Genomic DNA, 21,187 nt, shown 5'->3' with positions numbered 1-21,187 from the left:
CTGGAGACCCCCAATTCATATATTGATAAACCAGGATTGCCTGGAACTATCCTTTTACAGCGCCAATCGTTAATCCTCTTACAAAATATTTCTGAACGAATGGATAAGCAATGAGAATGGGTCCGCTTGCTACAATCGTCATCGCCATCTTTAAACCCTCTGTCGGAAGGCTTGTCGTAACAACCGCGCCTGATCCCATCATTGCCTTGCGCATGCCGTCCATATTGCCTAACATTTTGTACAAATAGTACTGAAGCGGCATTAATTTCTCATTCGAAATAAATAACAGCGCATTATACCAATCATTCCAGTATCCAAGTGCCAAGAACAAACCTATTGTAGCCAAAGCTGGCTTGGATAGTGGAAGAATAAGTCGCATAAAGATTAGAAAATCGCCTGCGCCATCTATTTTTGCTGACTCCGTAATCGCTTCCGGTATACCGCTCATGAATGACTTCATCACGATAATGTAGAAAACATTGAACAACAGCGGGACTATTAAAGCTAGCGCGGTATCCTTCATATGGAGATAGTTGACGATGAGCAGATACCAAGGAACAAGTCCGCCGCTGAACAACGTGGTGAAGAAGAAATAAAACGAAAAGTGATTACGCCATTTGAAATCCTTTCTACTTAGACAATAAGCAGTCATCGACGTTAGAAACAAACCAGCTATCGTGCCAATCGCGGTAACTGCTATTGTTACGATGTAAGCATTAATCATTTGATCCGGGTATTTGAAAAGTATCTTGTAAGCTTCCAAAGAAAACTCGCTTGGGAAAAGCTGAAACCCGTCCACAACAATTTTGCTCTCATCCGTTAGGGATGACGATAAAATCAATATAAATGGAACGATACATAACAAGGCCAGCATCACGAGCGCGGTATAGCCAATAGCATAAAATAACCGTTGATCCACTTTTTTTATTTTAGCAGCCTTGACTGCTTTCTTATTTAAACTTAAGCCGGATGCATTCATGTCTTAACCCCCATTCAGAATAAAGCGCGATCCTTATCATATTTACGAACAGCATAGTTGACCAGCATGATTGTCGTGAAGCCAAGAATGGACTGATACACGCCTGCCGCCGCTGACATTCCGATCTCGTTGGTTGTGATAAGTGACCTAAATACGAAGGTATCGATGACATCTGTGGAGGAGAACAACACCCCGTTATTGCCAACCATGTTATAGAACATGCCGAAATCACCGCGGAAGATGTTGCCGACTGCCAATAAGACTAAAATAATAATGGTCGGATACAGATTCGGAATCGTGACTCGCATCATTCTTTGGAAAATATTAGCGCCATCAATTTCAGCAGCTTCATACATTTCCGTGTCTATGCTCGTAATGGCGGCCAAATACATTACCGTTCCATAACCAAGCATCTTCCAAGCGGAGACAAATACAAGTATAAACGGCCAATATTCAGGTGTATTATAAATGTCGACCGGCTCCATCCCAAAGCTCTTCAGCAGGACGTTCACCGTACCAATGTCACTATTCAATAAATTGTAGGCAATCGCTCCAACTACGACCCAAGAGATGAAGTATGGGAGAAAAATAACCGTTTGCGTAATTTTACGGAACCATTTGCCGCCAACCTCAAACAAAAATATGGCTGCGAACATTTGCAGTAAGTTGTTTACGACGATAAAAGCTATGTTGTACAACGCCGTGTTTCTTGTTACCCGCCAAGCATCACCCGATTCGAAGAAAAAGCGAATGTTGTCGAGGCCATTCCACGGACTTCCAAACACACCGCCCGCATAATCATAATGCTTAAAAGCAAGAATGATGCCGACCATCGGAATGTAGGCAAACAGGAGATAAAATAGAACGGCAGGCGCCAGCATGAAAAGGATTACTTTATACTTGTTCAGATCATTCCAAAATCGATGTCGAATCATCAACACTGCCCCTCTCTTCTCTATGTACACATATTATAAAAAGCAGCGGTAAATAAATTAATTATGGGAAACAACTAAAACCAATACTAAATCAACGATTTGAATATCTTTTGCAAAAAAAATAGCCCAACGCCTGCTTTCGACTTGAGCCTTAAATTATTTTCTCTAAATTTTATGCTTTTTTCGATATTCTCCAGGTGACAGCCCCATCGCTTGTTTGAATTGTCTATTGAAATAAATAATATTTTTATAGCCGACCTGCTCGGCAATTTCATAAACCTTCTTTGCCGGGTCCTTTAATAGCTCGCACACCCGCTCCATTCGCAATTGATTGAGATAATCGCTGAATAGTATGTTTGTCTCTGTTTTAAATAGCTGTCCCAAATAATTTGGTGTGAAGTCAAAGTGGGCGGCAACCTCATTGAGCGTTATTTTCTGTTCCAATCGCTGCTCGATATAGGCTGTAATTTGATCAATGAGCTTGCGCTTCTGCCGCTGCTTCTTTAAATACAGCAGTTCAGATAGTTCAAAGAACCGTCTCCTCAGCCAAGAGAGGATATCATGCACCGTTTCAAATTCAAACAAAATAATCGGATGATGAGATTCCCATTTCAGCATTTCGTACATATGTTCATTCATTTGCTGCAAATCAGCATGGAGCTTGGAGGTAATACGAATAATGAGATCATAAATATCGTTTTTCTGGGTCAACGGTTTTTCACCGTTTAAGAGCTGAAGCAAACAGTCGTCAATGGTCGTCAGGTCATACTCCAGCATCGCTCGAAGCATAACATCAACAACCTCTTCAAAATTTGATGCAGCTGATTGTTTAGGGCTCCACTGGAAAGCGCCTTGAATGATCCGATTTTTCCCCATGATCCATTTGATGCTTAATCCTGCTTTCGCCTGCCGATAGGAGTCATGAAGCTTAGCGATATCATTGGTGTACATGCCCATTCCAATCGTAATGGAGCAAGAGAACGTCTCATTAAATTGCCGAACAAGTTGTTCCAGCAGCGCCGTCATGTATTCTTCTTGAACAGCAGCCAGCAGAACATAATGGTAATCATAGCTTGTCATCATACTGCCCAAGTTGTTGTCCGCTGCAAAATTGCGAATAAAGAGGGTGATCTGATTCATAAACAATCGCCGCTCTTCCTCACTTTTCTCCTTAAGCTTCCATGCAAGATCATCAATCTCAATAATCGAGACAGAAGCTCCCTGCTGTAACAAAGGCGATAAAATCGTATGAATATGTGCTTCAACCTGACCTGGCGTTGCTTCATTGAACCAGCGAAGCAGCAGCTCCTGATTGACTAGCGATAAGGTTTCAGACAAGGCCATATTCTGCTGTCGTTCGTTCTCTATCTTAGAGCAAATGAGAACGAGCATGTCATTGAGCTCACTATCATCTACAGGCTTAAGCAAATAACCGCTGGCATTCAGTTGAATGGCCTCTTTGGCATAACTGAAATCCTGGTGTCCGCTTATAAAAATAATATGAACTTGAGGATTAATTTCCTTTGCTTTGCGAGCAAACTCTATTCCAGACATGATCGGCATTCGAATGTCAGACAAAATAAGATCGATGCGCTTCTGTTCCATTATCTTCAAAGCTGCAAATCCGCTGATAGCCGTTCCTACATCTTGGAGGGATAGCTGTTCATTGCCCGCTACCCGGCGCCTTAACCACTCCAAATCTATTGCTTCATCATCTACCAATAGGATGCTGATATCCATGTCGGTACTCTCCTCCTCTGGCGCGTCATTATGACAGCGGTTCCAAATCTTCAATGATTTCTTCATCGATCGGAAGAATAATTTGCACCGTCGTTCCTGCTCCATATATGCTGCCGATATGAATGCCGAAGTCCTTACCGTATCTTAGTTTTATACGTTCCTCCACATTTTTCAGACCGTATCGGTCTGAATGGATCGTGCTTGCCAGCATTCTTTTCAACGTTTCCGGTCTCATACCGATCCCATTATCAATAATTTTCAGCTCAATATGGCCCCCGAGACGTTTCCCTGTAATACGAATAGCGATCGTTTCCCCAAACCAAGCATGTTTGAAAATATTTTCAACGAACGGCTGGAGAATCAGCTTAATTACCGGAATATGTGCAATTTCAGGCTCCATATCGAAATACACCTTAAAGGTATCTGCATACTTTACTCTTTGTATGTCTAGATAGGATTCCACCTGTTCAAGCTCTTTCTCAAGCGTAATATAGACATTGCCTCCGTTTAGCGTAAGCCGATAAAACTTGGACAGCGCCTGCACCATCTTTGTTACTTTATCTACTTCCCCTAAGTTAGCCAGGCTGCCGATTGTCGAAAGTGTATTGTATAAAAAATGAGGGCTAATTTGCGCTTGGAGCACATCAAGCTCTGCCTGTTTTTTCTGAATGCCCTGCACATATACATTTTTGATGAGGTCCTGAATGCTGGTTGCCATCTGATTAAAAGAATCTGCAATATGAACAAATTCATCATTCCCTGTAAAACCAATCCGCTTATAAAAATTCCCTTCTTGGAACGATTGCACGAGCGTTACAATACGCTTCATCTTTTTCCCTGACAGACGGGCAACTATCACTCCGATAAACGCCATAACCAAGAAACTAATGAAGCAAACGGTACTTATCGCTTTTTTCATTCTGGTCGCATCTTTATTTAGATAGGAATGAGGAACCAACGTCTCGATCACAAAATTTGTTCCTGGAATCTCTTCCTTCACACTCAAATATGATTTCATGCTAGCCTTCTCATCTATGCTTCCTCGTTCATATAGATTAAGTCCAGAAGCCATATCAATTAATCGCAGGCTGATGCCCTCTTCGATTGGGAATGTATCGAAATTGCCTAACAATTCATCGAAGCGAGCCGTAACGCGCAAATAGCCGATCGTAGACGAAATGCCGCTGGATGTGACTAATCTACGGAAATGAGAGATGTTGTTTAGTTTCTGGTCCGAATCGACCTGAATCCATAGATGGTCTTGGAATGTAGAGGAAATGGATTTAAACCAATCCGTATTCTCTATACTGTGATGAGATAACACATAATAGTCACGCCTGCCAATCGGGGTCGCCATATCATCGCCCGAAACTTCAAGCATATTTTCGTTAACGGTATAGAGTGCCAGTCTAATATTGTTTCCATACAGCAGGAGAGGCGCCTTCATTTGCGGAATAATATCATCCCTCATTTTGAGCATCATATCGAGCTGGTCCCCTTCAAACTGAAGAGCGTTCTGAAAAGTAATGCTGCTGAAAAGTGTACTCGACATTCGCTGAATCTCATCCAGCTGATACTCAATATTGCTCCTCGTCTGCTTCATAGCCGTACGGATATTCGTTTCCGCCATCTCTGTTCTCGACTCAATGAGCATCGTATAGGAGATGTATCCAATGACAGCGTCGGTCAGCAGCACAAGAATTAGATACGGAATCATCATTTTGTACGTAAACGGAATATACATTTTATTCGGAATGAATCTCTTCATTTTCTCCCGCCTTTAGCCCGTTCTACCCATAAATTAAAATGATAGCCTCATATTATTGTAATAAAAATCCATATAATTAATAAAGATATTACAGTATGGCTTCATTAAATACAATCGGTTGCAGAACGATCATAATAGAAAAATACAGGCTAATATCGCATAATGCCAAAAAAACCACAACACGATACGGTTGTGGTTTTTAAGTTCATTCTTCATTTTTTTCTTTCATTAAGCCTCACCTAATGCAAGGACTTATTTCGCCGCTATTCCTACATGCAATCTTTTCAAAAAGTTGTTTAATTTTTCCGTACACAAGAGCATAGCAATCGCAAATATAATAATAAACCATGGGAAAATACTAATCGTTGTATTGGTTGCAAGCAATCCTAGAAAAGGGGGAACTAGCGTACTGCCCGTATAGGCAGCAGCCATCTGAAAACCCATAATAGACTGTGCGTTCTTTTTCCCGAATCGCGCAGGTGTTTCATGCAGCATACACGGAAATATCGGAGCTAATCCAAGACCTACAATCATAAATCCGATAAGCGAGACGATAGATGGTAACGGCAGCACTAGCACTACTGTTCCGATTAATGCAATTAGCTGGCCATACCTAATCAGCATGCGGCTGCTCAATTTAAATGTTATAAATCCAGTAATCATTCGACCAACTGTAATTCCGACAAAGAACCATGACACCCATTGCGCGGCTGTCGCTGCAGGCAAATCTTTAATATTTACAAGAAAGCTGCTTCCCCATAATCCCATGCTCGCTTCAATGCCGCAGTAAAATAAAAAGGTTAGCATCGCTAATTTAACCCCTTTTATTTGCCATGGCTTCTTATTTTCAGCGGCCTGCTCCAACTTCTGATCATGCAGTTCATGGTGAGCTTCAGCATTTATAACATGACTGCTTTTTGCAACTTTATCCCATAAAGGAAGAGAAATAAATAAAATGACGACTAGAATAAACTGAATCGCTGCGACCGTGAGATAACCATCTCTCCAAAGGTTTTGACCTGAAATAGACGAAGCCATAATAATTGGACCTAGCGTAGCTCCTACTCCCCAAAAACAGTGCAGCCAGCTCATATGATGAGCTTTGTAATGGGTTGCCACATAGTTGTTTAATCCAGCATCTACACTGCCCGCGCCAATACCTAACGGAATTGCAAAAATAATTAGCCAAATAATTGAAGGAGACCATGCAAAACCAAGTAAAGCTCCTGCTGTCAGGATGCAGCTCACAAGCGTTACCTTCCCTGTGCCAAAACGGTGCAGTACAGTACCACTTATCAAGCTCGAGATGATCGTGCTTGCTGCAATAACCATGGAAATGCTACCAGCCGTTCCTAATGAAGCATTCATATCCATTCTCATCACAGGCCATGCCGATCCGAGCAAGGAATCCGGCAAACCTAAACTAATAAAAGCCAAATAAATAATAATTAAAAAGAACGTTGCCATCGTTATCTGATCTCCTTGGTGTTCGTCATCCATTTGTTTAAGAAGGTTCATTCCGACTTATTAAAGATCTTTAATAAGTCATTATGATAATAGCAGGATTACGTCGTACTGACAAGAGAATAAATCAATGCTTGCCCTATTAGTTATTACATATATTACCTGATTCATTTTATCGTCCATTAACAAATGAGCTTTATACTAACTCTAATGCCTCGCATTGTAAAACATCTTTGGGAAAAAGAAAGGAATTGCATGCTATGGGAATTCATACGTACTTTCAATCGCTTAACGATCTTGAACGTATCATTCGTTGTCCAGGTAAATTTAAGTTTGAAGAGCACAGCGTATCCGCTCATTCTTGGAAGGTTGTTCAATACGCCAAAACATTAGCAGATATTGAAGAAACGAACGGCGTCACAATAAATTGGAAGAAGCTTTACGAAATTACGAGCAGCCATGATTATGGGGAAATATTTATTGGAGACATTAAAACACCAGTGAAACATTACTCCTTAGAACTGCGTGGCATGCTGCAAAAGGTTGAGGAAGGCATGATTGCTCTTTTTATCGAGGAAAATATTCCTGAGGAATTTAAGCCTATTTTCCGCAGGCAACTGCGCGAGGGAAAGGATGAATCCGTCGAAGGCCTTATTCTTGAAGTAGCCGATAAGCTTGATCAAGTTTACGAGGCGCTTACGGAATTGCAAAGAGGCAACACCGAAAAGGAATTTGTCGTTATGTACCGTGAAGCGCTCGTCAAAATTAAAAAAATAAAGCTGCATTGTGTAGATTATTTTTTAGAGCACATTTTACCAGACATTGTGAAAGAGAGCTCCAATTGTCCTGTCGATATTCAAAAGATTACAAAGGAAGCCTTAGAGCTGTAGCTTTAACTTCGACTCCTGTTAAATCCCGTAATAAACCTCAGCAAATACACCACCTTTTATAAGCCTGTAGTCAAAAATCGCAAAATGGCAACACGCCTCATTTACCACTAATCTTCCCTCTTTTTTTAAATCAAACCCACTATCCCTTCTGTTTTTTAACTAAATGCCGCGAACTGTGGTTGTATAAAACCACAATTCGCAGTATTTCATTCTCTAATTTTTTAGCCTCTACGCGATATTGCCTCTTTTACTTCATTCCGTTTCATAAGTGTATTAATTGTAGCCTTAATCCCTATCTCGTATGGAGTAGCAGGAATCGGTCCGACAAGCCGCTTATATTTTTCACCGCTTAATACGAATGGTTCCTCCGTTAAATACAGCATCTCAACGACCTCTTTCATAACTGGGGAAAATAGACCGAGAAATGATAAGCCCATTTTGCCAAGCGGTATGACTGGTTTTGACGTACCTGCTGCCCTCTGGGCTATCTTTACAAAATCGCGGCCAGAGATAACGCCTGACGCTGGAATATGCCAGTTCTGCTCATAAGCATCCTCCCTAATGGCCAGCTCCACGATCATAATTGCCGCATCCGGCAAATAAACAAACTCACGGGCAACCTTCATCGTTCCAATAAATACGGAAGGTTTGCCACCTGCAATTCCAACTAAAGTGGATCCCAAATAGGATGCTTGGTTAGCAGATGGGCCATAATAGTCAGGTAAACGAACAATCATTTTATGCGCCTTATTCCACCGTGAACTAAACACCATTTGCTCGTACTGCAGTCGAACCTTTCCTTTTTTGGTATGCGGATTTTTAGGGTGATCCTCTGTTGCCTGATTAGTCGTTTTTCTCCCATAGGGATAAATGCCATCCACAACGACGATTTTTGCACCAAGCTGATTAGCCGCTTCCATAACTGCCTCTCCCATAGGGATCAGCATCGTATGCATGTCATTGTACGGCACATTCGCGCAGCTAAAAATAACTTCATGACCTTCGCAAGCTAATATCAGTTCCTTTGGATTAAGCACATCTCCAACTTTAAGCGATAAATGCTTAGGATTACCCAAATCCATCGCAAGCTGTTTTAGCTTTTGATGAGACCGCCCGAATGCCGTAGTCTCGATTCCCCTCTTTAGAAGCTCCTCAACAATGGGAGCACCAGTACCTCCGGCAGCACCTAATACAATAGCTTTTTTCATTATTATTCACTCCTCAAATTTGTAATTGATCAATCACTAACAATATGGCGTGCGGACAATGCATTGACTTCAATAACAATTTAATTGTCTTGGCTAACTTCTAACACGGTCTGTATTTAGCTAGCCATGGCAGCCCCTAATATGCCAAGTATTTTAAAAGTAATTTTGTTGATGTAAGTCATTTATTGATTGATCAATTACATCGATATATTAAAGAGCCAAAAATCAGCTCTAATACATTAACTCCGGCAAGGATAGCGCCATCGAGACATTACACAGCATGCCTCTAGCCAAAAATATAACCGTTTTATCCTTCGGATTCTCAAGGCCAGCTTGCTGGAATGCGTTTAACACTAACTGCTGCACTACACGGTATCCATTTCGCATAACCTCGACAATCGCTTCGTCTTTTATCGTCTGAGCCTGCATTAACAGCAGCGTTTCATTCTGATACGATTTCATGACTTCTATATAGGCTTCAACAAGCTCCTTCTCGAGCTGATCAGGTCCCGCTGTCTCAATCACGCTGCCAAATGCATCTACGATGCGTGTCCATGAAACCTCCAAAGCTTCCTTCAATAGAATTTCCTTCGTTGCAAAAAAACGAAAAACATACGGCTGTGAGATTTGAGCACGTTCAGCAACCTTTGCTGTTGTCGCGCGATAATATCCAATTTCAGCGAAAACTTCAATCGCAGCAGCAATAATATCTGTACGGCGATTAACGGACGCTGCTGTATTTTTTTCCATCGTATCTTCCACCTTTAAGAACCTACTTGTTAGTAATTGATCAATCACTAACTGAATTGATCATAACTTATCGCTTGAAGGAATGCAATAACTTTTTAGCCAGGCTGCAATTTAAACACATGAGTTCAATCAATTGAAATCGAAAAAACGAAGACAACAGCTGCATATCCACTGTTATCTTCGTTTTAGAATAACCCATTATTGCTGTACCTTATTCCACAGGCCACAGGCAACCCACATTAACTACAATCACTTACCAACTAACCATTCTGCAATTTCTTCAGTCTGGAGCAGGATCGCTATGGGGTCCCAGTACCATGACCGGTCGCTTCCCCATATGTATACCCTATCGTTCTTGACCGCATCAAGCGTATTCCAAATCGGATCAGCCTTGAGATCAGCAAGGGTATGCGAATCGGAAGTCAGTATTATATAGTCCCCCACATATTTCGGCAATACCTCATTGGATATCGATGCCCATCCCGGATCTTTCATCTCATCAACAACGGCAGCTGGCGGCTTGAAGCCAAATCCTCCGTAAACGGCTTGCCCACCCTTGCCAAAGTTTGCGCCTACCGCGGAAATGTTTTTATCCATTATTTCTAGAATGGAGAAGGTACTGTCAGCCGGAACGACTTGCAATACTTTTTGCTTGGCTTCGGCTATTCTTCGATCATAATCATTGAGCCACTTCTCTGCTTCCTGTTCCTTACCGAGCAGCTTGCCGAAATAGGTAATTTCCTCATGAACGGTTTTCAACGATGCATAAGGTATGATAACCGTAGGTGCGATTTTTGGCAGCTGTTCATTCATTTCAGCATAGGTATCATCCATAATTATAAGATCAGGTTCCATCTCCAAAATTTTCTCGATATTGCCATTCCCGTCTCCTATATCTTCAACGCCCTTTAAAGCATCACCGAAATATGGGTTTTTAATGTGATGGTTAGAAGTTCCGATAGGGACAACACCAAGCGCAATGAGGCTTCCTAAATATTCACCTGCTACGATTCGTTTCGGATGCGTAGGAACTTCTATGTCTCCAGCAATTGTAGAGATGGTTTTGGTCTGGGATTCCTCGGCAGAGGGCGACGCTGTCGCCGTTGATGGATTAGTCGTCTCCGCCGCATTTTCTACCCCACAGGCACTCAATAATAAAATAAAACTTAATAGCAATCCCGCCACCATGGACGGTTTGAATGGTTTAATCATTGGTATTTCTCCCTCTCCACTACGTTGATAATGATTATCATTTAAATCAGTATAGCCGAGGAGATGGGGGGAGACAATGGACGATCTCATGCTTATGGAAGGATAATCTTCTACCTTGTGCTTGGACGAGTACTTCAATTTATATTGTGTCGGTGACATGCCTTTATTTTTTTTGAACATTCTGCCTAAATAATAAGGGTCCTGATAACCAACACCGATAGCGATTTCTCTTAGCGTGGCATCGGTACTGAGCAGCAGCTCTGCTGCCTTATCGATGCGTACCTTGATCAAATAATCGATCGGACTGAGGCCTGTCCGGCTTTTGAAATAAGTAGACAAATGGGGAACGCTGTAATTCAAAGTTTCAGATAAAGATTCCAAAGTAATGGACTCTGCATAACGTTCATGAATAATCGAAATGATTTGAGCTGCCAAATCGCGTTTTTCCGGTCGCACACCCTGTACCTGCATTTGAGTTAATAAATCATATACAAATTGATGGAGCAAAGCTCTCACACGCAATCTCCCCAGCGGTTCTGCCCTTCCCCATTCCTTATGCATGTCTGTCATGCTGCGATATAATGCTACCGGAAAAGCAGGCACAAAGCCGTATTGGGCATGAAAAGGTTGGGCGCGCTCTACCAGATCGATCATTTCCTGCCGAACAGGCGATGGAATACGTGCTTTATAATAAATCACATAATATTCAAACCCCTCGGCACCAGCGCGAATATTCAAAACTGATCCTTTGCCAGTATGAAATATTTTAAATCGTTTAGCATAGTGATCCACACCATTCAGACAAACTTGCGCACTTCCTTGAATAGACATCACAAATATGCTGGCAGGTACGGAGTAGGCAGATAACGATTCTTCGGCTTTCATATTGATGCGACGGACATCAAAAATGGTGCAAAAAGCATGATTCCATAACACCAAATGATCATGCAATTCCATTTTCAGAAACCTGCTTTCTCTATACGCGCTTAATGGGGTACGATATGATTATATATTATAAATGATATGTATTCTCACTAGTAAAATAATTCTATGTAATCCGTCACGGGGTGTGGTTATGGAATGGCATGAGACCATCACAATATGGAGCCAAACGCCGGTTAAAGTGCTTGATATTCGGCATTTGGCAATGAAGACAGGTGAGGAATTGCAAGCTTACCGCCTTCCGGCCAATGCTTTTATCTTCACTAACCAAGGTGAGGCTAAAATAAGTCTTGATGGAATGGCTGTCGAATCCGCTAATTCCCAGCTGCTGCACGGCGGCAAAGGCGCTACGATGAATATCAGCTGTCTGAGCCGTCCTTTTGACTACTATCTTATTTTATATAAACCTATGCGCGGCTTATCTGCTCAATCTACGCATAGACAAGCTGAGCAGCATGCTCCATTGGGGCAGCAATATACATTTAAAGCGAAACACCCCTTATCTCTGCTTGCTCTGCTAGAGTCTATGCAGCAGCATTGGAAGCTGAGTGAAGAGCTGGACCGGCTGCAGGTGACAGGCCTCTTCTACCAATTTGTGCATGAGCAGTTCCGCCAGCTGCGTATCGCTGATACGGAAGCTGCCTCGCCTGATCTGGCTGTACAGATCGCTAATTATATTCATGCGCATTATCACGAAACGATCTCCATGGAGATGATCGCGAATCTATTTCATTACAGTACACACTACCTCTCCAGAGTGTTTAAACGAAAATATGGATGCAGCCCTATGGAGTATCTCGTTCAGACACGTATGAATCAAGCTAAGTTTTTACTAAATGAAACAGAGGTGACCATTCGTGATATCGCCTACAGTGTCGGATATGCAGATATGTATTATTTTAGCCGCCTTTTCAAAAAGCAAACTGGCGAGACACCAGCTCAGTTCAAAATGCATAACCTCGGTTTAAAAAGTTCAGTTCGCACAAATTTTATGCCCGAATCGTTCATTGCTCCCTCCCTGGAAGAAGGTTATATTGTTAACAGTGATAATCATTATCAACAAAATACTTGGAGAGTGGATGAAATGAGTTTTGGTTTTAAGCCTTCTTTTGCTGTAACGCTATTGTTTAGCCTATCGTTGCTGCTTGCTGCTTGTGGTGGTTCAGATTCAAATGTGCAGCAGTCTACGGAGGGCAATAATAAGCAGCAAAATGAAAGTACAGATACATTGCCGGCAGAGACTAGGGTCTATAAGGATGCATTAGGGCGAGAAGTGACTATCCCCGTTAAGCCGAGCAAGGCTGTCGTCATTACATACGGTGGTTATTTGCTGCCGCTAGGACTAGAGCCAGTTGGGGTCGATCAAGGTACACTTGAACAATATCCAGACACCATGACAGAGGCTGAAAGCATTGGTGATGGGCTTGGCAATGCAGAGGCTATATCTGCCCTGCAACCAGACATCATTATACTGCCAGACTATCATAGCGCTGAAATCTACGAAACTTATCAGAAAATAGCTCCAACGGTTGCCGTAGCATGGGGCGGCGATCCAGATGTCATCAATACGCTCCGAGCGATGGGCGATGTCATGAACCGAAAGCCAGAGGCTGAAGCATGGATTTCTAAATTCGAGGAGAAGCTTGAGCGTATCCGAGATGAGATCAATATTAATATTAAAGAAGGCACAACTGCCATCACGTTCATTCTTTATAAGGGTGAGGTTCTATTGGGAGGCAAAGGCGGTACTTTGGGCAAGCTGATCTATGAGGATTTAGGCTTCCAAATGCCAGAGCAATTTGAGAAATTTGCAGACGGCGGCGCTGCGTTGTCGATGGAATCTTTGGCTGATCGGCCTGCAGACTATTTCTTCACACAAATGAAGGATGATGAGCTGGAAGAGATGACAAAGCTATTTCAAGAGCCTCTCTATAAAGCCATTCCCGCAGTAAAAAATAATCGTGTATTAAACATAACCCGTAATAAATGGAATTATGGTCCTGACCTCGTGGATGAAGCGGTAGATGCGTTAATCGCACAGGTAGAACAGTCGCAGAAATAAGGTTGAACTATAACTAGCTTAATCTAAAAAAGCCAACAACCGCGCATGATTTGCGTCGGAGTTGGCTTTTTTATTAGGTTAATTCAATTCAAACTTATAGGCTTGTCGGTATTTAAGCGGTGAATGGCCGGTAATATCTTTGAAAATGCGTCCAAAATGCGTCATGCTCTCAAAGCCGACCTTTTCAGCAATATCAGCTATTTTCAAAGTGCTCCCCGTTAAGAGCTGGCGCGCCTCCTTGATTCGAACATTGTTCAAGTACTCTGTGAAGGTGAAGCCTGTGTTCTCCCGAAACATTTTGCAAAAATATGAGGAGCTGATGAAAAACCTGCTGGATATGCCCTGAATCGTTTGGTTTTCATGATAATGCTGGTTCAAATAATCGACAATTTCAAAAATCTTTTTATTGATCGGATTGCTTCCGTCATGTTCAGCTGCAGGCAGCGTTGACGTCTTGCGGTAAAGAAAAATAAGCAGCTCGAACAGCAGTGTTTTTAAATAATATTCATAGCCGGGAGGCTGCTTAATAAATTCCGCAATCATTTTATCGAAAAGCTTCTCGATCATGCTTTGTTCTTGGCCGTTTAAGGGCATGAAATTTTTGCCGCTTGAAAAGCTGGATAGCACATGAAAGCTGTCATTGTAAGGAAACATATCCTCAAGGAATTCCTCCTGAAACAGCAGCGTAATCCGCTCAAATGATTCTTTGCTTGAATTGACCAGCTTATGAATCTCATTCACATTGATGATCAATAACGCGCCGCCAACCACCTGATAGCTTTTATCCTCGATAAAGTAGCTGATATCACCAGAGACGAGATAGAAGATTTCATAGCCATTATGATAATGACGCGATGGCATACTTGTGTCAGTTTTCCTCTCACGACTAATATCAAACTTCGCAGCTTCATAAAAATTCGACTCCACAAACATCACACCACCATGTAAAGTAATGAGTTTATATTCAAAGTAATATACGTAGAAAAATGATAAATTAGATAAGATATGTGCTTATAATTCATATTATCATATGCTATATTGGTTAGCAATAAGGCATAACAACAGTGGGTGATGCATAGTAGAACATGCTTTTGGAATGAAATAACAATAATTCGAGTTAGTTTTATTAACATTTTGTAAAAGTGGGTTCAAAAAAAACGATCGCGGGGGTTGTCATGAAAAATCTAATAACGAAAAATCGTTTAGTGATGAGTGCACTTCTTTTGTTTTCCCTTTCTACCACGTTGTCTGCTTGCGGCGGTGAAGCCGGGTCAAAAAATAACAGCAACGGAGGAGTAAAGAACAACGGCAAGGATAAGGTTGAGATCGTTTGGGTAATGGCAGCAGACCCGGACAAAAAGGCATGGCAGGACGCGATGGTTTCGACCTTCGAAGAAAGCCATCCGAATGTAAAAGTGCGGCTTGAGAATATCCCGTACGATCAATTCGATCAAAAGCTGACGACCTTGATTGCCAGCGGCAATGCACCGGATGTTTGGAATCCCAATCAGGCGGATAGCGGATTTGCTACTTATATGAAGATGGGCGCATTGAAGGACCTTACTCCTTATATTGAGAAAGGGGCTCCCGAGCTCGATACCATGGACCCTAACCTGCTCGATATTTATAAAATCAACGGTAAAAATTACGGCGTTCCGCTCGTAAGCAACGCTACTTATCTTTATTACAACAAGGACTTATTCGATGCTGCTGGCCTTTCTTACCCAACGACCGACTGGGATGATAAGTCTTGGAATTTCGATGCGATGCTCGAAACCGCACAAAAGCTGTCTCATGACGTAGGTGACGCTCGCAAGCAGGTTTTTGGTTTCTCCAGCGCATTAAGCGCAAACGCAATGACTTGGCTATTCGGAGGAGATCTATTCAAGCCCGAAGCTTATACATCTGGCGTAATGGGTGAGCCTGATCTAATGAAGCCGATTAACGTCGAAGCACTGCAATTCAATGTGGATTTAATCAATAAATACAAAGTAGCGCCAGACGCAGAGACAGTAGCCGCATCCGCGCAGCTGGGCGATCCTTTCCTTACCGGCAAAGTCGGAATGTACATTTCCGGCGGCTGGGGACTCGGCTCCTACAAGCAAGCGGATTTCAAATGGGGTGTTGCGGCTGTTCCCTATCATGAAGGACGCAAGGTTACCCTTTATGTTGATCCTTGGAGCATCTCGGCAACAAGCAAGCATCCCGACGAGGCATGGGAATTTGTCCGGCATTTAGCTAATCCAGCTGAAGGCGGCGGCGCCTACCGTTACATGAATGAAGTAGGAAGAACGCCGGCAGACGCGAGCTTATTCAAGCTTTGGTATGACAAAATGGGTGCAGAAATCGGCATGGACCCTGAGGCATTCAAGCAGGTTCACGAAGGCTCGATCAAGTATGGCCGGGAAGCTGAAAACCATTTGATCGTCAAATTCAATACGGTTCTAGAAACGATGAACCAATCGCTCTATCTGGTATGGGGAGGCAAAAAGAGCATAGCCGACGGTTTGAAAGTGTTGAATGATAACCTCCTATCGTTGAATTTGAACCAATAGCAGCCAGAGCTTTAAGTAAATTTCAGCCGAGCGGATGCCCTTCATTAGAAGGCGTCCGCCGGCCCAACGGAGGTAGCCCATGAGAAAGCTTTCGCTGGCCATGAAGCGCGAGGAACGGTCGTTTTGGTTTTTCATAGCCCCTTGGTTTATCGGTTTTATATGCTTCACCGGGGGACCGATTCTCGTCTCGCTGCTGCTCAGCTTCACTGATTACAATGTCATCTCGTCCCCGACATTTGCAGGAACAAGCAATTACAGCACGCTGTTCGGAGACCGGCTGTTTTACAAGTCATTGTCCGTGACTCTCTATTACAGCGTTATGGCCGTACCGTTTACGATACTGACATCTTTAATTGTTGCCGTTCTGCTTAATCAAAAAATCAAGGGGCAATCGCTCCTTCGCACACTGTATTACGCACCAAGCATCATATCTGGTGTAGCCGTCTCCTTTTTGTGGTCATGGCTGCTTAACCCGCAGTTCGGTGTCGTGAACTCTGTCCTTTATGATTGGTTCGGCATTCAAGGACCAGGTTGGTTTACAAGCCCGGGTACGGTCGTTCCATCCATGGTACTCATGCAATTGACGGCATCAGGCAGCACGATGGTGATCTTTCTTGCCGCGCTGCAATCGCTGCCGGCAGATCTGTTTGAAGCCGCATCTATGGAAGGGGCGAGCGGTTTCGCGAAGTTCCGTAAAATTACGATTCCGCTTATTTCACCTGTCATTTTATTCAATACCATTATTAGCATGATCGGATCGCTGCAAATCTTTACGGAAGCCTACGTTATCACGAAGGGAGGGCCGGACTGGAACTCCTATTTCTACGTGTATTATTTATTTGATACTGCATTCAAGCAGTTCCGGATGGGGTATGCCTCCGCTCAGGCATGGATATTATTCCTGCTTATTTTTGCGCTGACTCTCGTATCGCTGTGGGGCTCCAAAAAATTCGTCCACTATGAATATGACTCGAAGTAAAGGAGGTTCCTTTATTATGAAGCGAAAAAAATCGTACAATCACGGCGATCTGCGTCTGATGGACAAAACAATCATCTACATCCTTCTATACGGAGGCGTTCTATTATTCGCATTTCCGCTGTTTTGGATGCTCTCCACTTCGCTTAAGACCATCGGCGAAATTCATCGCGTTCCGATGACGTGGTTTCCAGCCCATTTGCAGTGGATCAACTTTAAGCAGATTTTCATCGATGCCCCTATGGCTCGTTTCCTATGGAACTCGGTATGGTACTCAGCCGTGACGGTAGGTGCAGTCGTATTCTCCTCGTCGATGGCCGCATTCGCTTTTGCAAGATTGCGGGCGCGCGGAAGTATGCTTTTATTCGGGCTTGTCCTCAGTACGATGATGATTCCGTCCCAAGTCACCTTGATTCCGCAATATTTGCTGTTTACAAAGCTGCACTGGACTGGCACGTATCTGCCGCTCGTGATCCCAGCTTTTACAGCAAGCTCCTTCACCATTTTTCTAATGCGCCAATTTTATTTGGGCATTACCAAAGAATTGGATGAAGCCGTCAAAATCGACGGAGGAAGCCATTTCACGATGTATTTCCGCATCCTAATTCCTCTCTCCATGCCTGCGTTCGCAACTGCGGCTATTTTGGAGCTGATATCGAGATGGAATGATCTATTCGGACCGCTCATTTATTTGAACGATATGACGAAATACCCGATTTCACTCGGGCTCGCTAACTTTACAGCTGCATACGGAGCAACACCGTGGCATCTGTTGATGGCAGCTTCTCTGGTCGCGATTTTGCCGCTGCTGTTCATTTTCTTTTTTGCTCAAAAGTATTTCATTCAAGGAATCGTTGTATCCGGCTCTAAAGGCTAAATGTATCTAGTATTCATCACGCATTCATCGGAGGTACTACATGAAGTTTGACTATCATACGCATCATGAACGCTGCGGACACGCAGTAGGTTCGGTCAAGGAATATATCGAAGCAGCAATAACACAGGGATTAGATATTATCGGCATCTCGGATCATACGCCATTTTTCGCAATTGCTGAAGATCGTCCTTCCTTAACTGGCAGCATGGCAAAAAGCGAGTTTCCAGCTTATATTAGAGAGGTCTTGGAGCTAAAGAAAGACTATGAAGAAAAAATAGAGGTGCTGCTCGGCATCGAAGCTGATTTTTTACCTGAACATCTGGATTTATATCGCTCGGTTATCGCTTCTTATCCTTTTGATTATGTTATTGGCTCTGTGCATGAATTCGCCGGTATCGGCATATACGATTCAGAGTATTGGGAAGGCTTGACTGCAGCACGTAAATTGGAAGTGAAAAATTTATTTTATGATTATATCGCTCAGTCCGCCAAATGTGGATTATATGATATTTTAGGTCATGTAGATTCATTGAACCGTTACTTCTACGGTTATCCAGAGCTCCGCACAGAAGCTGCCGACGTCACGTTGAAAACAATCGCTGCTAGCGACGTCGTCATTGAAATCAATTCTTCCGACAACAATTGGGTGCCGGATGGCTATTTCCTAGAACGCGCGCTCCATTATGGGGTTAAGGTGACCTTCGGCTCCGATGCGCACCAGCCCGAACGTGTAGGCGAGCATTTCTCGGCCATCGGCAGCCATTTATATGAAATTGGGTATCGAGAATGGGCCATATTCCGCAAACGCGAACGGTTGATGGTTCCAATTAGTCGGTGATCGCCTTGGATAACCCGTGGGTTATTGACCATGCCACCATCCTAATCCGGTTGTCTCTGGCCGTATTTCTTGGCGGTCTCATCGGCTTCGAACGGGAGCAGCAAAATCATCCGGCTGGGCTTCGCACGCATATTCTGGTCTGTCTCGGCTCTTCGATGATCATGCTGCTGTCGATTTACGGCTTTGCTGAGTTTGCGGGAGAGCCCAACGTACGGATTGACCCGGCGCGGTTAGCAACGGCTGTCATTACCGGCGTCGGCTTTCTCGGAGCCGGCACGATTCTATTCACAGGCAAGTCTATTACAGGACTGACAACAGCCGCTTCCTTATGGGTCGTCGCAGCCATTGGGCTGCAGATCGGTGCGGGCTTTTATTTTAGCGCAGCGGCAGGAACGATTCTTGTGTTCATCACATTATGGGTTTTCAATAAAGTGGAGCACCGTTTTCTGAAAAGCAAGAAGGTTAGAAAGTTAACCATCCAGGCGGAGACAGAAGAGGAGCTGCTGGACATCGTCACCCAGAGGCTTGCCAGCCGCTCGATTATGACGCAAAAAATGATGCTGCAGCGGATACGCCCATCGCTTGATATGCCGCTATGCTGGGAAGTACAGCTTGATATCGTCGTTCCAAGAACCATGGAGCCGAAGGAAATCGTAGCCGAAATGAAACAAATTGGCGGAGTCGTTGCTGTTAGTTTTGAATAGAATAAATAGCTAAACACCCCCGGCGTTTATCGCCGGGGGTGTTTGTTCATATATGCACTGAAATGATGCGCTTACTAGTATATCAACTCTTTTAATTAGAGGGGCGTCACCCCTCCTCATCGTGCAATCTACAAGCCTAACTTTTGCCCCTTCTCCAGCCGCAAAATTCTGCTCTCTCCCTCATTCGCCAGCTCTCTAAACTGACTAATGGTTTCACGCATACGAGGAAGCGCCTCCTGCTTATAGGTGCTAATTGAATCTAGCGCCGATAGCACATCAACAAAAGCCTGTTTCATCGTGTCGACTGAAATATTTGTTTCAAGTGATTGCTTATGGATCGCTGCGCCTTGATCTTTCAGCATTTTTGAAGTGCCGCTGATGAGAGTGTCCGTGGTTTGATTGAGAAGCTCAATCTTTTTTAGTACAATCCTTTGATTGTAGAGTGCGCTGGCCACTGTGACTGAAATTTTCAGGGCAGAAACGGTAACATTCCTCGCTCTGTCTACCCCTCTCATAAGCTCCTTATTATTTCTCATCACAACTTCAATCGCCATTATCCCCTGTTGATTGACGACCATCATTTGCTGCAAATCCATGAGTCGCTGGCGCAAAGGAAACAAGACTTCCTCTGTGATGAACAGGATTTTGTCTTCAGATTCTTGACGCAGTTTAGCTGCTTCGATCTGCGATTCAATTTCCGAATCCATTAACACACCCAGTTGGATTTCCTTTTGAAGCTTTTTAGTGAGCTCCCTGAGAGCATGCTGCTCAATTTCCAAGGTTGTATTATCATTTTTCAATACCGTTTTTCCTTTATCCAAAGATATTATGATGTCCGAAATGACAGCATCTGCTTTCTGGTACTTTACAAAATAACGCCGTAACGGGTTAAACAACATGCCTAAAACGCCACTTTTCGCAAAATCTATGACGCTGGGATCTAGGTCTTTTAACTGAAGATGCAGCTCCGCCAAACCCTTGGCTACCTGCCCGCCTTCATCCCCTGTTTTGGATAAGTTCCCTACGGAAACCTGCAATAGAGCATTTTTCTCCGAGGATGACCGCATGGAGCTCATCCCGAAGCTATCGATGGATTGCAAGACCGCCTTCCGTTTCTCCAATGACTCGATATCCAATGCCAAAATCGTAGAAACATTATTTAAAGCCAGCTCCTTCAGCTGCGTTAATTCCTCTGGCTCGGGCTTAACCTGCTCCTCCATTGCTGATTTCAGTTTTTCCTCACTAATCACTTCCATAGAAAATGACATTGAAGCCCCTCCTCATTGA

Annotated in this window: 17 protein-coding genes; 7 read left to right on the top strand and 10 right to left on the bottom strand. The window is 43.3% G+C overall.

Annotated features, from left to right (window positions below):
* Positions 1–46: 46 nt before the first annotated feature.
* From AC0VYE_RS01420 to AC0VYE_RS01400, 5 genes are all read right to left on the bottom strand, one after another.
* Positions 47–979, bottom strand: a complete 933-nt coding sequence (locus tag AC0VYE_RS01420; RefSeq protein ID WP_076270694.1) for a carbohydrate ABC transporter permease — start codon at positions 977–979, stop codon at positions 47–49.
* A 14-nt stretch (positions 980–993) separates the two neighbouring features.
* A complete protein-coding gene (locus tag AC0VYE_RS01415; RefSeq protein ID WP_339206112.1) occupies positions 994–1,914 on the bottom strand; it encodes an ABC transporter permease in 921 nt (306 codons plus the stop codon).
* Positions 1,915–2,079: 165 nt separating this feature from the next.
* On the bottom strand, positions 2,080–3,654 hold the full coding sequence (locus AC0VYE_RS01410; RefSeq protein ID WP_475445553.1) for a response regulator: 1,575 nt from the start codon (positions 3,652–3,654) through the stop codon (positions 2,080–2,082).
* 28 nt (positions 3,655–3,682) lie between these two features.
* Positions 3,683–5,422 carry a sensor histidine kinase gene (locus AC0VYE_RS01405; protein ID WP_475445551.1) on the bottom strand — a complete coding sequence of 580 codons (1,740 nt, stop codon included), beginning with the start codon at positions 5,420–5,422 and terminating at the stop codon, positions 3,683–3,685.
* Positions 5,423–5,674: 252 nt separating this feature from the next.
* Positions 5,675–6,889, bottom strand: a complete 1,215-nt coding sequence (locus AC0VYE_RS01400; protein WP_475445549.1) for an MFS transporter — start codon at positions 6,887–6,889, stop codon at positions 5,675–5,677.
* 257 nt (positions 6,890–7,146) lie between these two features.
* On the opposite strand from AC0VYE_RS01400, the gene AC0VYE_RS01395 reads away from it, so the two are divergent.
* Positions 7,147–7,776, top strand: coding sequence for a YfbR-like 5'-deoxynucleotidase (locus tag AC0VYE_RS01395; RefSeq protein WP_475445547.1), 630 nt, complete (start codon positions 7,147–7,149; stop codon positions 7,774–7,776).
* A 221-nt stretch (positions 7,777–7,997) separates the two neighbouring features.
* On the opposite strand, the gene AC0VYE_RS01390 is transcribed toward AC0VYE_RS01395, so the two are convergent.
* From AC0VYE_RS01390 to AC0VYE_RS01380, 3 genes are all read right to left on the bottom strand, one after another.
* Positions 7,998–8,984, bottom strand: coding sequence for an NAD(P)H-binding protein (locus tag AC0VYE_RS01390; RefSeq protein WP_475445545.1), 987 nt, complete (start codon positions 8,982–8,984; stop codon positions 7,998–8,000).
* A gap of 231 nt (positions 8,985–9,215) precedes the next feature.
* Complete coding sequence (locus tag AC0VYE_RS01385) at positions 9,216–9,734, bottom strand: TetR/AcrR family transcriptional regulator (RefSeq protein ID WP_475445543.1); 519 nt, start codon at positions 9,732–9,734, stop codon at positions 9,216–9,218.
* A 249-nt stretch (positions 9,735–9,983) separates the two neighbouring features.
* Positions 9,984–11,903 (bottom strand): AraC family transcriptional regulator, encoded by a 1,920-nt coding sequence (locus tag AC0VYE_RS01380; protein WP_475445542.1) that lies wholly within the window; start codon positions 11,901–11,903, stop codon positions 9,984–9,986.
* A 118-nt stretch (positions 11,904–12,021) separates the two neighbouring features.
* Between AC0VYE_RS01380 and AC0VYE_RS01375 the strand changes: the two genes are divergently transcribed.
* The gene (locus AC0VYE_RS01375; RefSeq protein ID WP_475445540.1) at positions 12,022–13,950 is read left to right on the top strand and encodes an ABC transporter substrate-binding protein; all 1,929 of its coding nucleotides are present in this window, start codon (positions 12,022–12,024) and stop codon (positions 13,948–13,950) included.
* A 78-nt stretch (positions 13,951–14,028) separates the two neighbouring features.
* On the opposite strand, the gene AC0VYE_RS01370 is transcribed toward AC0VYE_RS01375, so the two are convergent.
* A complete protein-coding gene (locus tag AC0VYE_RS01370) occupies positions 14,029–14,877 on the bottom strand; it encodes a helix-turn-helix transcriptional regulator (protein WP_076270768.1) in 849 nt (282 codons plus the stop codon).
* A gap of 248 nt (positions 14,878–15,125) precedes the next feature.
* On the opposite strand from AC0VYE_RS01370, the gene AC0VYE_RS01365 reads away from it, so the two are divergent.
* The 5 genes from AC0VYE_RS01365 (at position 15,126) to AC0VYE_RS01345 (ending at position 19,900) form a co-directional block, all read left to right on the top strand.
* A complete protein-coding gene (locus AC0VYE_RS01365) occupies positions 15,126–16,505 on the top strand; it encodes an ABC transporter substrate-binding protein (protein WP_076270704.1) in 1,380 nt (459 codons plus the stop codon).
* A 79-nt stretch (positions 16,506–16,584) separates the two neighbouring features.
* The gene (locus tag AC0VYE_RS01360) at positions 16,585–17,484 is read left to right on the top strand and encodes a carbohydrate ABC transporter permease (RefSeq protein ID WP_076270705.1); all 900 of its coding nucleotides are present in this window, start codon (positions 16,585–16,587) and stop codon (positions 17,482–17,484) included.
* A 16-nt stretch (positions 17,485–17,500) separates the two neighbouring features.
* Complete coding sequence (locus AC0VYE_RS01355) at positions 17,501–18,358, top strand: carbohydrate ABC transporter permease (protein WP_076270706.1); 858 nt, start codon at positions 17,501–17,503, stop codon at positions 18,356–18,358.
* Positions 18,359–18,398: 40 nt separating this feature from the next.
* Positions 18,399–19,196 carry a histidinol-phosphatase gene (locus AC0VYE_RS01350; protein ID WP_475445536.1) on the top strand — a complete coding sequence of 266 codons (798 nt, stop codon included), beginning with the start codon at positions 18,399–18,401 and terminating at the stop codon, positions 19,194–19,196.
* Between the two features lie 5 nt (positions 19,197–19,201).
* Positions 19,202–19,900 (top strand): MgtC/SapB family protein, encoded by a 699-nt coding sequence (locus AC0VYE_RS01345; RefSeq protein ID WP_475445534.1) that lies wholly within the window; start codon positions 19,202–19,204, stop codon positions 19,898–19,900.
* A gap of 128 nt (positions 19,901–20,028) precedes the next feature.
* Here AC0VYE_RS01345 and AC0VYE_RS01340 read toward each other — a convergent pair whose 3' ends face one another.
* On the bottom strand, positions 20,029–21,168 hold the full coding sequence (locus AC0VYE_RS01340) for a toxic anion resistance protein (RefSeq protein ID WP_076270709.1): 1,140 nt from the start codon (positions 21,166–21,168) through the stop codon (positions 20,029–20,031).
* Positions 21,169–21,187: the final 19 nt, after the last annotated feature.

The sequence above is a fragment of the Pristimantibacillus sp. Z349TD_6 genome (genome assembly GCF_056173205.1).
This window is presented reverse-complemented; position numbering and strand designations above follow the sequence as displayed.